General features: G+C 73.9%; 10 protein-coding genes. 3 read left to right on the top strand and 7 right to left on the bottom strand.

The features are described from left to right. Positions 1-26: 26 nt before the first annotated feature. From EAD96_RS09805 to EAD96_RS09770, 7 genes are all read right to left on the bottom strand, one after another. Positions 27-857, bottom strand: coding sequence for an SDR family NAD(P)-dependent oxidoreductase (locus EAD96_RS09805; protein ID WP_121684046.1), 831 nt, complete (start codon positions 855-857; stop codon positions 27-29). A 4-nt stretch (positions 858-861) separates the two neighbouring features. Next, positions 862-1,833 carry a sulfotransferase domain-containing protein gene (locus EAD96_RS09800; protein ID WP_121684045.1) on the bottom strand — a complete coding sequence of 324 codons (972 nt, stop codon included), beginning with the start codon at positions 1,831-1,833 and terminating at the stop codon, positions 862-864. Next, positions 1,830-3,011, bottom strand: a complete 1,182-nt coding sequence (locus EAD96_RS09795; protein ID WP_121684044.1) for an MFS transporter — start codon at positions 3,009-3,011, stop codon at positions 1,830-1,832. The genes EAD96_RS09800 and EAD96_RS09795 overlap by 4 nt, the downstream gene beginning before the upstream one ends. Continuing rightward, the gene (locus EAD96_RS09790; RefSeq protein WP_120570286.1) at positions 3,008-4,321 is read right to left on the bottom strand and encodes a DegT/DnrJ/EryC1/StrS aminotransferase family protein; all 1,314 of its coding nucleotides are present in this window, start codon (positions 4,319-4,321) and stop codon (positions 3,008-3,010) included. The genes EAD96_RS09795 and EAD96_RS09790 overlap by 4 nt, the downstream gene beginning before the upstream one ends. Before the next feature lie 982 nt (positions 4,322-5,303). Next, positions 5,304-6,041, bottom strand: coding sequence for a serine/threonine protein kinase (locus tag EAD96_RS09785; RefSeq protein WP_121684043.1), 738 nt, complete (start codon positions 6,039-6,041; stop codon positions 5,304-5,306). 44 nt (positions 6,042-6,085) lie between these two features. After that, on the bottom strand, positions 6,086-7,081 hold the full coding sequence (locus tag EAD96_RS09780; RefSeq protein ID WP_121684042.1) for a nitroreductase family protein: 996 nt from the start codon (positions 7,079-7,081) through the stop codon (positions 6,086-6,088). A 106-nt stretch (positions 7,082-7,187) separates the two neighbouring features. After that, positions 7,188-8,411 carry a CdaR family transcriptional regulator gene (locus tag EAD96_RS09770; protein WP_121684041.1) on the bottom strand — a complete coding sequence of 408 codons (1,224 nt, stop codon included), beginning with the start codon at positions 8,409-8,411 and terminating at the stop codon, positions 7,188-7,190. An 84-nt stretch (positions 8,412-8,495) separates the two neighbouring features. Between EAD96_RS09770 and EAD96_RS09765 the strand changes: the two genes are divergently transcribed. From EAD96_RS09765 to EAD96_RS09755, 3 genes are all read left to right on the top strand, one after another. Further along, a complete protein-coding gene (locus EAD96_RS09765) occupies positions 8,496-9,587 on the top strand; it encodes a ferredoxin reductase (RefSeq protein ID WP_121684040.1) in 1,092 nt (363 codons plus the stop codon). Between the two features lie 14 nt (positions 9,588-9,601). Beyond that, positions 9,602-10,741, top strand: coding sequence for an acyl-CoA desaturase (locus EAD96_RS09760; RefSeq protein ID WP_121684039.1), 1,140 nt, complete (start codon positions 9,602-9,604; stop codon positions 10,739-10,741). A 169-nt stretch (positions 10,742-10,910) separates the two neighbouring features. Further along, the gene (locus tag EAD96_RS09755) at positions 10,911-12,257 is read left to right on the top strand and encodes a glycosyltransferase family 4 protein (protein ID WP_121684038.1); all 1,347 of its coding nucleotides are present in this window, start codon (positions 10,911-10,913) and stop codon (positions 12,255-12,257) included. Positions 12,258-12,427 lie beyond the last annotated feature (170 nt).

Below are 12,427 nucleotides of genomic sequence, written 5' to 3'. Positions count from 1 at the left end.
CACTCCCTTGTGCGGCGGTCGGTGGGTCAGGCGTAGGTGTCCTTGCGGACGCCGGTGAGGTGGGGCAGGTCGGGGCCGGTGGCGGCGGCGCCGCCGTCGATCAGGTGCACCCCGGCGGTCACGTACGACGCCCGCTCGCCGGCCAGGAACGCGGCCACCGCGGCGACCTCCTCGGGCCGGGCCAGCCGGCCGACGGCGCTGTGGTGACCCATCGCGGCCAGCCGCGCCTCGACGTCGCCGTCCGCGCCGGCGAGCCGGGTCGCGGCGCGTTCCATCGGCGGCGTACGCACCCCGCCGGGCGCCAGCACGTTGACGGTGATGCCGTCGCGGCCCACGTCGACGGCGAGGCCTTGGGCGAAGCGGACCAGCGCCGCCCGGGTCACCCCGGACAGCACGAGCGGTCCGATCGGCACGCAGGCGGTCTCGGAGGCCACCAGCAGCAGCCGGCCCCAGCCCGCGGCACGCATGTGCGGCAGCGCGGCCATCGACACCGCTACCGCCGGCAGCAGCACCCGGTCCACAGCCGCCCGGTAGTCGTCGGTGTCGAACCCCGTGGCGGTGCCCACGGGCGGGCTGCCGCCGCTGACCAGCAGCACGTCCACCCCGCCCAGCTCCTCGGCGACCCGGTCCACCCAGCGGGCGGCGGCGCCGGTGTCGGTGAGGTCCACGCCGGTCGCGCTGACCCGGCCGGACGCCACAGCCGTCAGCTCCCGTTCGGCGGCGGCCAGCCGCTGCGGGTCACGCCCGCAGACCGCCACGTGCGCGCCCTCCGCGGCGAACTCCCTCGCGCAGGCCAGCCCGATGCCGCTGGTGCCGCCGGCGACGAGCGCCACCCGGCCCTTGAGCCCCAGATCCACGTCCTCACCTCTCCGTCTCGCCGACGCGGGCCGCCGCGCCGGGGTACGCCGGGTCGCCGTCCGGCCCGCCGGACCGGTAGCCGTACCGGGTGGACAGCGGCCAGGCCAGCGCCGCCACGGCCAGCCGCTGCCGGCCGGTCAGCGTGCGCCGCCACCCGTCGTCGCGGTCGCGGATCGCGGTCGTGCCGGTCCGGAACCGGTCCGGGTTGCCGGTGACCGTGTGGTTGCCGTGCAGCTCGACGGTCCGGTCCCGCACCGGGTTGGCCGCCGGGTCGACACCCACCAGCTTCAGCAGGGCGCCGATCGTGCCGGCCGGGTCGGCGGTGAAGTCCTCGTAGCGCAGGAACGCCGACCGGTCCGGGTACCGCCTGTTGATCGCCGCCGACGCGAGGTTGAACCCGTGCCAGTACGCGGTGCTGCGCGCCGCGGACATCGCGTAGACGTACTCCTTCGGCTCCCGCCACGAGTGCGCCACCGCGCGCGGGTCGCGCACCAGGTGCAGCCAGTACGCCTCGACGCCCGGCACCTGCGGCAGCAACGCCGACTCGCCGGGGATCTTGGTGCTGTCCACGATCACGCGGGCGCCGGTGCGCGCGGCCACCTCCCGGTAGACCGCGCCGAGCAGATCGGCGTGCGCCCGGATGTCCGCGTCGTACGCGCCCCGGCGCAGCACCCGCCACGTGTGCCGGGTCCGCAGTCGGGCCCGTTGCCGGCGGATCACTTCGGCGGCGTGCGCGTCCGCCGACATTCCGGCCGGACGACCCAGCGGCAGCACCGCCGACCACAGCGGACAGCCGGTCAGCGCGGCACCGCAGCCGCACCTGTCGTTCACGCCGCGCCCGGTCGAGTTCTTCCACAGGAAGTGCAGCTCACCGACGTGCACCACACCGGGCACCTCACCGAGGACGTTGCCGATGATGGTGCTGCCGTTGCGGCACCAGCCGTTGACGCTCAGGACGGTCACCGGTGCGCTCATGCCGCGCGTACCTCCGCCGGAGCCGGCGCGACCGTGGGCCGGCCGATGCGCAGCGCCATCGCGGCGGCGAAGGCCGCGCCGGCCGCGCCCGCGACGAACACCGCCGGATAACCAAGACCGGCCGCGACCAGGCCGGTCGCCGGCCCCCACACCGCCAGCCCGAGATCCCAGAACGAGGTGTACGCCCCGATCGCCGCACCCTGCCGCGCCGGGTCGGTGCGATTCATCACCATCAGCGCCAGCGACGGGTGCAGCAGGGAGAACCCGACGCCCATCACCACGCTGCCCGCCACCGCGACCGGCAGGTTCGGCGCGAGAGCGATGACCAGCAGACCGACCGCCTCGCCCACCCCGCACCAGGTGGCCACGCGGCGGGGGCCGAGCCGGTCGGGCAGGTGCCCGATGACCAGGCGGGTGCCGGCGTACACGGCGCTGAAGACGCTCAGCACCACCACGCCGTGGCCGATGCCCCGGGCGTCCAGGTGCAGTACGACGAACGCGGCCAGGCCCGCGTACCCGGCGGCGCCGAAGGTGAGCGCGATGCCGGGCAGCAGCGCCGGGCGCAGCAGCAGCCCACCGCCCTTGGCCGCCGGCGCGGTACGCGCCGGCGCGGGCACCAGCGCGACGAGCGCCGCGCCTACCGCCGGGGCGACCGCGCTGAGCACCCACACCGCCGCGTATCCGGCCTGCTGCACGGTGGCGCCGAGGAACGTGCCGGCGGAGATGCCGCCCCACATGCTGACCCCGTACAGGCCGATGAGCTGGCCCCGCCGCTCGTGCGGGGCGAGCTGCACGATCCACACCGCACCGGCGGTGAACAGCGCCGCCTCACCGGCGCCGAGCAGGAGCCGGACCGCCACCAGCGCGGGCACGCCCAGCGGCGCCAGGTAGAGCAGGCCGCCGCCGGCCACCACGAGCGCCCCGGCCAGCATCACCGTCCGGTGGCCGTGCCGGTCGGCGAGCGCGCCCGCGACCGGCCGGACCAGCAGCGCGGTCACCGCGGTCACCGTGACCACCACGCCGACTGTCAGGTCACCGGCGTCGTGCCGCTCCCGCAGGAAGCCGGGCAGCACCGGGATCACCGCGGTCAGCCCGAGGTAGCCGGTGAACAGCCCGCCGAGCAGGCCGGCGAGCGCGAGCCGGGGCAGGGGCCGGGCCGGGGTCTGCGCGCCGGTCACGACCCGACCAGCGCGGTCTCACGGGCGGCGGCCACCTTGCGGACCGCGCGGACCAGGTCGTCGCAGTCCTCGGGCGTGAGGTTGGACGACAGCGGCACGTCGACGGTCTCGGTCAGCAGCCGTGCGGTGCGCGGCAGCGTCGCGCGGATCTCGCCCGGGTCGGCGCTGTCGTACAGGAACCGCCAGTTCCAGAACGCCCGGACATTGAGGTCGTCGTCCGCGCCGATGTTGCGGGCGTCGATCCCCTCGGCCCGCAGCGCGCGGGCGAACCAGCCCGCGTCGCCGCCGGGCACGCGGAACACGAACGCCTCCCCGAGGTACGCCCCGGGCGCGACCGGCCGCCGGACCGCGATGCCGGGCAGTCCGGCCAGGGCGGCGCTGACGTGCGCGTAGTTGCGGTGGAACAGCGCCAGCCGCTGCGGCAGCCGGGTCAGCTCGGCGCGCAGCAGGGCCGCCCGGATCTCGTCCATCCGCAGGCTCAGCAGCGGCAGGTCCAGGCCGGTCAGCGGCGGCTCGCCGTGCGGGAAGTGCCGCCGCAGCCGCCCCTCGTACGCCCCGGACAGCGCCACCGCCCGCGCGAACAGCGTGCTGTCGTCGGTGATCAGGAAGCCGCCCTCGCCGCAGTTGAGCGCCTTGTCGGACTGGGTGCTGAACGCCCCGGCGGCCCCGAACGTGCCGAGCTTGCGGCCGTTGAGTTCGGCGCCGAGCGCGGGCACCGCGTCCTCGATGAGCGGTACGCCCATCTCGGCGGCGAACGCGGACAGCGCCTCGACGTCGGCGGCGAAGCCGCGCATGTGCACGACCATGACGGCGCGGATCTCGGGCCGCCAGCGGCGGCGCAGGTCGTCGAGGTCCATCCGCAGGTCGTCGTCGACCTCGACCAGGAATGGCCGGCAACCGGCCAGCACAATGGCGCTGGGGGTGGCGACGAAAGTGAATCCGGGGCAGGCCACCAATGACCCCGGCGGCACTCCGGCACCCATCAGGGCGAGCGCCAGCGCGGCGGTCCCGCTGGAAACGGCGAGCGCGTGCCGGGTGCCGAAATAACGACACAGGTCGTCCTCGAACCGCCCACATTCGGTTTCGTTTGGCGGGCGGTGGTCGTATCGGAAGTAGAGGTGACTGCGGACGGCGCGAATAGCGGCGTCCTCGTCTTCGGTGTGCACGAAGACCGCACCCTTGTCGTACGTCGGCCAGGGCGTGCCCCGCACCGGCTGGCCGCCGTGCAGGGCGAGCTGTTCGGGCAGCTCAGAGCCGTTCTGCACCGGCCTCGGCGGGCTCGATGCGGGAGCGTCGTTGTTCCCGTCCACCGGCGGACTCCTCGGGCGAGCGGCGACAATTCCTAGCGACTCGATAGGATTAACCGGGCGCGCGCCGGGCATGGTCGCCCGGCGGAATCGCAGTCCCGGCGCGATCCCGTCGAGGGGTAAGAAATGCCACCAGATCCGACATAGTTGGTACGTCGATCCAGCGAGAGTAATGATTGTCGTCGATCCCGTACTCGTCAACAGATAGACGTGAATATGTTCCGGCGTCGGTCCGTGCCGACAGTGGACTATGCGGAATTGTCGCTGCCGCCCCGCTGATCCATCGGCACGCCGGCGCCCCGGTGTCTCCGGTGCCTCCTGCCGCCGAACGTCGACGTCGTCTCGCCGCATCGCCCCGCCGCCCGGAACGCTCGCCGCCCGGAACGCTCGTCGGCATCGGGCCGGCGCCTCCTCGCGCCGGACCTTGCTCGCGTTGGGCGCCGCCGGGACGGCCTTGGCTGCCCCAGGGTCGGCTGCCCCAGGGTCGGCTGCCCCAGGGTCGGCTGCCTCGAGGTCGGCTGCCTCGGACCTCGCTGCGTCGACCTTGGCTACCTCAGGCCCCCGCTGCCTCGGATCTGGCTGCGTCGGGCCTGGCTGCGTCGGTCGTGGCCGTATCGGGTTTTGGTCGCGCCTGCCTGGCCGCGCCCGGCCTGCCGCGCGGGGATGCCGTCACTGACGGTAGCGAGAGGGCTTCCACGGCATAACTCACCTCGCGCCCTTTGCTCTGCAGCCATCGGCGCATCGGTGACTCATGGCCACCGCTGCGCATGTGGCTGCAGAGCAAAGGGCGCGCAGGGGTATGAGTGCCGCTGCCGACCTCTCCTGCGTTTCCGCTGCTCAGGAACGCGCTCTGAAGAAATCGGACCAATCGGCGTGGGGCCGCCCGTCACTCTGAGCAACTTGCGGCTTGACGAGAGGCGATATGACGCTAAGTCACGATCCTGCGCCAGCAAGGGGCACCAGGCCCGGCCGAACAACCAAAGGATCAGGCGGTCCGCCAGTCGCGGACCAGAGCGGCCACTGTGGCGTGCCGCTGCGCCGGATCGGGTCGGCCGGCCCGATCGGCGACCGCGCGCTCAGCGGCGGTGCCGCGCCAGCCGGACGGGCCGTCGAGCAGGTGGTGCAGCGTGCGACCGAGCGCGTGGACGGTGGTGCGCTCGTCGATCGTCGCGCCCCGGGTCAGCTCCTCGGGGGACAGGTAACGACGGGATCCGGGCAGCCGGTCGGAGTCCAGCACGAACGGTCCCGGCCGGTACTCGTCCAGGTCGATCAGCCGCATCCGGCGGGCGTCGAAGTCGTAGAGGAAACAGCCGTCGTACAGGTCGACCGCCACGTACCCGGCCGCGCTCACGGCCAGGTGCGCGTCGAGGATCGCGTCCAGCGCCGCGCGTACCTCGGTGACCGGCAACTGCTGGAAGCGCGCCAGGCCGCTCCGGTCGCTGCCACCGCCGGTGGTGGCGTGGTTGAGCACGACACCGTCGCACCACGGGTACACCAGCGTCGGGCCGTCCGTGCCGTCGCGCACCAGCTCGGGCCGGACCACGGCGGGGTGCCGGACCGCGGCGTGCAGGCCCAGCGCACGGGTCAGCGACGCCCGTGCGTCCGGTGTTCCGGCCCGCTTGACGAACCAGCGCCGGCCCGCCGACTCCACGCCGTAGGAGACGCACCCCGAGTCCTGGTCGCCGAAGACCACGAACGCGGCGGCCGGGTCCAGATCCCACACGCGTCGAGGCTACGACGACCACCGCGCCGGCGGTGCCCGCCGGGTCACCGCGGTGGTGCCACCACCTCGATGACGTCGGCCGGCGCGCGGCGCGGCGCCGGTGGCAGCTCCGCGTCCGGGCCCCAGCCCACGCGCACCACCAGGTACGCCTCGCCGATGCCGGCCAACAGGTCGCGCATCATCCGGCGCGGCCAGGCCAGCTCCACGGCGTCGCTGAGTGGCGCGCTGGCCAGCCCTTCGGCGGTGGCGGTGAGCAGCAGCGCCGACAGCGCCTCGCCGGCGCGCAGCCAGGCCGCCGGCTCGTCGGAGTCGCCGAACAGGATCAGGTACGCCGCGCCCCGGTCGAAGTCCGTGCCCGCGCTGAGCCCGGCCGCCCCGCCGGGGGCGTAGTCGCGCAGCGGCACCCGTCGCGGGGACGGCCGCACGGCGGTGGCGGCGGGCACCCCGTCGCCGCTGCCTGCCGGGCGGTGGGTCCAGTGGTGCAGCTCCTCCCGGTACGCGGGGTCGGCCAGCTCCGCGTCCGCCGCGCGCCCGGTGGACACGGCGAGCATCGGCATCTGGTCCGGCCGGACCACGTGCAGGTGCGCGCCCTCGGCCTCGACGGCGTCCCCGAGCCGGGCCAGCACCGCCTCCGGAACCGGCCGGTCCCCGTACGCGCGGCGGTCGGTGCGGCGGCGCGGGATGGCGTCGACCAGGCGGCCCGCCGGCACGTCCAGGTCGGCCGGGCCGGTGGTACGCACCCGGGCCAGCAGCGACGGTTCGGGCAGCCGCTCGACCACCGCCGCCCAGCCGAACGCCGCCAGCGACACGCGCGCGTGGTGCAGGGCGGCGCCGCAGCTCAGCATCAGCAGCCGGCCGTCCGGGTCGGTGTGGGCGAGCTGCCGGTCCGGGTCGGCGCGCAGCTCCAGCGCGTCGGCGGTGACCCGCCAGCGCCAGGGCTGGGTGTTGAACACCGACGGGGCGTGCAGGGACTGCCGGGCGGCCGCCTCCAGCACCCGTACCCTCGGGTCCTGGTCGGTGCGGGTCGATGAGCTGTTCATGGCGGCCCTCCTGGTTGCTCGTCCCCTTCCGACCCTGCCCGCCGCCGTCGCGGGCGGACAGGGCCGGAGGTCCCGGCCGCACCGGGCCGTGCGCCCCCGCGCGGCGTCAGGCGTCGTCCGGCTCCGGGGGTACGGCGAGAGCGATGGTGAGGTCGAGGACCGTGGCGGGGTCGTGCAGCCGGTCGCCGAACAGCTCCCGCAGCTTGCCCATCCGGTAGCGGACGGTCTGCGGGTGCACGAACAGGTCGGCCGCCACCTCGTCGCGGCGTCCCTGGTGCAGCAGCCACGACCGCAGCGTCTCGGCCAGCCGGTGCGCGGTCGCCGGGGGCAGCGGGGCCAGCGGCGCGAGCGCCTGCGCGCGCAGGTCGGCAAGGGCTTCCGGGTCCATGCTGAGCAGCAGCGTGGCCAGGTGGCGTTCGGTGTCGACCGGTCCGGCGTCCGGCTCGCCGAGGCCGAGCGCGAGCGCCCGGGTGGCCCGCTGGTACGACGCGGCGACCCGGTGCCAGGGCCGGGCCGGGCCGAGCACCGCCCGGTGCCCGTGCAGCAGCCGGGTGAGCTGGCGACGCCGGCCGCCGTGTATGTCCGGCACCAGCAGTACGGCCAGCTCCTCGACCGGGCTCATGCCGGGCAGGTCCTCGCCGCTCTCCAGCGTGTACGGGCTGAGCAGCGCCAGCACCGCGCGCAGGTGCCGGCGGGGCAGCAGCACCACTGTGAGCGTCTGCGGCGGCGGCCAGTCGGCGCGTTCGGCGCTGCGCCGCAGCGACTCCTCCGGCTCGCCGGCCAGCAACTGCTGGGTGAGCCGTTCCAGGCTGCGGCGGCGCATCCGGCCGGCGCTGGCCAGCTCGTCGGCGTGCCCGGCCACGCTCGCCGCGGACAGCTCGTCGATGTAGGCGAACATCAGCTCGGCGAACTCGGCCACCGTCTCCGCGGCCAGCCCGCTGCGGACCGTGGTGGTGGACACCTCGCGCCAGGCCACCCGGGCACCCACCCGGTACGCGGCCAGCAGCGCGTCCATGCTGCGCCCCGAGCGGGCCTCGCCGCTGCCGAGCGCGTACGCGGCCTCCAGCGCCGGGGCCAGGGGAGTGCTCGGGTCGAACGCCTGGGTACCCTCGATGAGCTGGAGGAACGTTCCCAGCGCGATGCGTACCGCGTTTTCGATCTTCGCCCGCATGGCACCGGTGAGCGCGCCCGAGTAATCAGGCACCTCGGCGGTGATCGCGGAGACCGTCCGCTCGGCCACCATCGGCAGCCGGGCGCGCAGCGTCTCCGCCACCCCGGCGTCGAGGTTGAGGTGCGCGGCGCGCTGCCCCGTGCCGGCCTCCGACGTCATGTTTGTTCCCTCCGAACAAAAACCCGCGACTGTTTCACCTTTGCCGGTCAAGATGTTATGCGATCGGGCGGTCACGCTGGTCATATGACCACAACTGCCTCCCGCCGCCCTCAGAAGGTCACCTTCCGGGACAGGCTGCTGCGGCTGGCCGGAGCGGTCACCACACCGGTGCTGCCCGACGACTACCTCGACCTGATCGCGCCGCTTCGCGCCGGCGCCCCGCTGCGCGGCCGGATCGTCGCCGTGCGGCCGCAGACCCGGGACGCCGCCACGCTGGTGATCCAGCCCGGTCGCGCCTGGCAGGGTCACACGCCCGGGCAGTACATCCGCCTCGGCGTGGACGTCGACGGGGTGCGCCAGTGGCGCGCGTACTCGCTCACCTCGCCGCCGGACGCCGCCGACGGCCGGATCTCCGTCACGGTGAAGGCGATCCCCGACGGCAAGGTCAGCAACCATCTCGTACGCCGGATCCGGCCCGGCACGATCGTGCACCTCGACCAGGCCCAGGGCGAGTTCGTGCTGCCCGCCGCGACGCCCGAGCGCGTCCTGTTCCTCACCGCGGGCAGCGGCATCACCCCGGTCATGGGGATGCTGCGCTCCGGGCTGGCCGACCGGGCCGACGTGGTGCTCGTGCACTCGGCGCCCACCCGCGACGACGTCATCTTCGGTACGGAGTTGCGTGCACTCGCCGAACGCGGCGCGCTGCGGCTGATCGAGCGGCACACCGACACCGACGGCCTGCTCGACGTCGCCGAACTGGCCGGGCTGGTGCCCGACCACCTCGACCGCGAGGCGTGGGCCTGCGGACCGATCGGCATGCTCGACGCGGTTGAGGGGTACTGGTCCACCAACGGCCTTCTCGACCGGTTGCACACCGAGCGGTTCCGCCCGACGGTGATCACGCCGGGTGAGGGAGGCACGGTGACCTTCACCGGGGCGGGGGTGACCGTCGAAGCCGACGGCGCCACCACCCTGCTCGACGCGGGGGAGAACGCCGGAGTGCTGATGCCTTCCGGGTGCCGGATGGGCATCTGCTTCGGCTGCGTCGTACCGCTGCGTCAGGGCGCCGTGCGCGACCTGCGCAACGGCGACGTCACCACGGCCGTACCGGGGGACGGCGTGCTGGTCCAGACGTGCGTGTCGGCCGCCGCCGGTACCTGCGACATCGATCTCTGACAGGAGCCACCCACGTGACCGTCATCCAGAAGAAGGCCGTCAACCCGATCGCCCACCTGAGCGCCGAGGACATCGAGATCATCGGCAAGGAACTGGACGCGATCCGGGACCGGGTCCTCGCCGACCGGGGGGAGCGGGACGCCCGCTACATCCGCAAGGTGGTGAAGACCCAGCGGACACTGGAGATGAGCAGCCGTGCGGTGCTGCTGTTCTCGCTGTTCCCGCCGGCCTGGGTCGTCGGCACGGCCGGCCTCACGGTCGCCAAGATCCTGGAGAACATGGAGATCGGGCACAACGTCCTGCACGGCCAGTGGGACTGGATGCGCGACCCGAAGATCCACTCCACCACCTGGGAGTGGGACCACGTCTCCCCGGCCGACCAGTGGAAGCAGTCGCACAACGAGCTGCACCACCGCTACACCAACGTCGTCGGCAAGGACAACGACCTCGGGTACGGCATCATGCGCGTCGACGAGGACCAGCCGTGGCACCCGATGCACCTCGGGCAGCCGCTGTGGAACCTGCTCAACGCGATGTTCTTCGAGTACGGCATCGCCGCGTACGACATGGAGCTGGGCGACCACCTCAAGCAGCGCAGGCTCAAGGACCCGAAGTTCCGGGCCAAGGCCAGGGCCGTCGGGCGCAAGATCCGCCGCCAGGTGCTCAAGGACTACGTGGTGCACCCGCTGCTGTCCGGCCCGTCGTTCCTGTCCACGCTCGCCGCCACGTTCACCGCCAACCTGCTGCGCAACGTGTGGAGCCACTCGGTGATCATGTGCGGGCACTTCCCCAACGGCGTGGAGACGTTCGAGAAGACCTCCATCGACGGCGAGACCCGCGGCGAGTGGTACCTGCGGCAGATGCTCGGCTCGGCCAACATCAGCGGCAGCCGGCTGTTGCACATCATGACCGGCAACCTGTCGTACCAGATCGAGCACCACCTCTTCCCCGACCTGCCCAGCAACCGCTACCAGGAGATCGCCCCGCAGGTGCGGGCGCTGTTCGACAGGTACGGACTGCACTACACCACCGGCCCGCTGCCCAAGCAGGTCGCCTCCGCCTGGTGGAAGGTCATCCGCCTGTCGCTGCCCAACCGTAAGGACAGCCGGCAGCCGGTCGCCCCGGCCGCGCTGGCCTCCTCCGGTACGGCCTGACCCGCCCGTTCGGTGCACGGCCGGTGAACGTCCACCGGCCGGCACCCGACCATCTGCTGCACAGTCGGCATCACCGCAGCTCAGAACCGGTTCAGCGGCCGTCGTGACGGTCCCGCGCCCCCGTACACTCGCGCCCGTCCGGGCGTACGGGTGAAGGGGTGGAACGCCGATGCGGCGCGACGACACGACGCGGCTCGGCCGACGCGTGGTCATGCTCGTCGACAACGTGGTCGAGGGTGACTCGCGGGTGCAGAAGTCGGCCCGCTCGGCCGCCGACGCCGGCTGGGACGTCACGCTGATCGGCTGCGCCCACGTCGACGCCGAACGCCACTGGCGGCTGGGCGACGCCGAGGTACGCGTCCTGCCGCTCACGGATTCACCGGCCGTCGTCTCCAACCCGCCCGGCGTGCCCGGGCTGCGGGCGCGACTGGTGGCCCGGGGCGGACTGCCGTTGCGCGCGGCCCGGCTGGCCCGCCGGCCCGTGGAACACGCCCAGGTCCGCTACTGGCGGGCCCGGCTGCGCGACGGGGCCTGGCGGCGGCTGGAACCGGGGCTCTGGGACTACGAACGGGTCGCCGGCCCCGTCGTGGACGCGCTGCGCCCCGACCTGATCCACGCGCACGACTTCCGGATGCTCGGCGTGGCCGCCCGCGCCGTGGACCGTGCCCGCGCCGCCGGGCGCGACGTGAAGCTGGTCTGGGACGCGCACGAGTGGCTGCCCGGGGCGCGTCCCCGCCGCGACAACGCCCGCTGGCTGCCCGCGCACCTCGGCTACGTCCGCGAGTACGTCGGTCACGCGGACGCGGTGGTCACCGTCTCCGACACGCTCGCCGACCTGCTGGTACGCGACCACGCCCTGCCCGAGCGCCCGACCGTGGTGCTGAACGCCCCGGTCGCCGCCACCCCCGACACGGAAGCCCCCGGCCTGCGGGAGCGCTGCGGTCTGCGTCCGGACACGCCGCTGCTCGTCTACAGCGGGGCGATGGCCGTCCAGCGCGGCCTGGACACGGTGGTCGAGGCGTTGCCGCTGCTGCCCGGCGTACACCTGGCGCTCGTCGTCGCCGACCCGAACGCCGCCTACGTCCGCCAGGTCGTCGCCCGCGCGGGCCGGCACGGGGTTGGCGACCGGGTGCACGTGCTGCCGTACGTGCCGCACCGGCAGCTCGTCGCGTTCCTCGCCACCGCCGACATCGGGCTGATCCCGCTGCACCACTGGCCCAATCACGAGATCGCGTTGATCACCAAGTTCTTCGAGTACGCGCACGCGCGGCTGCCGATCGTGGTCAGCGACGTCCGGACCATGGCCGAGACGGTCCGCGCCACCGGCCAGGGCGAGGTGTTCCGCGCCCGCGACGCCGCCGACCTGGCCCGCGCCGTGCGGACGGTGCTCGCGGATCCGGCCCGTTACCGCGCCGCGTACGAGGGTCCGGACTCCCCGCTCCCGGGCTGGACGTGGGAGGCGCAGGCCGAACGTCTCGACGCCCTCTACCGCCGCCTGCTCACCCCAACCCGCTGACGCCCGCCGCCCGCCGCCCGCCCGGGTGGAACACCACGGGTGTCTCCGGCCCGCTTTGACACCCATGGCGTTCTCCCCGCGCCTTTGGGCGGCATGGTCAACTCCAGGTCGGGGAAGTGGCGGCATCCGAGTGCCGGTGACCCCGCCAGTTCGGGGAAGTGGTGTTGATC

The organism is Micromonospora sp. BL1 (assembly GCF_003667485.1).
Taxonomy (GTDB): domain Bacteria; phylum Actinomycetota; class Actinomycetes; order Mycobacteriales; family Micromonosporaceae; genus Micromonospora; species Micromonospora tulbaghiae.
This window is presented reverse-complemented; position numbering and strand designations above follow the sequence as displayed.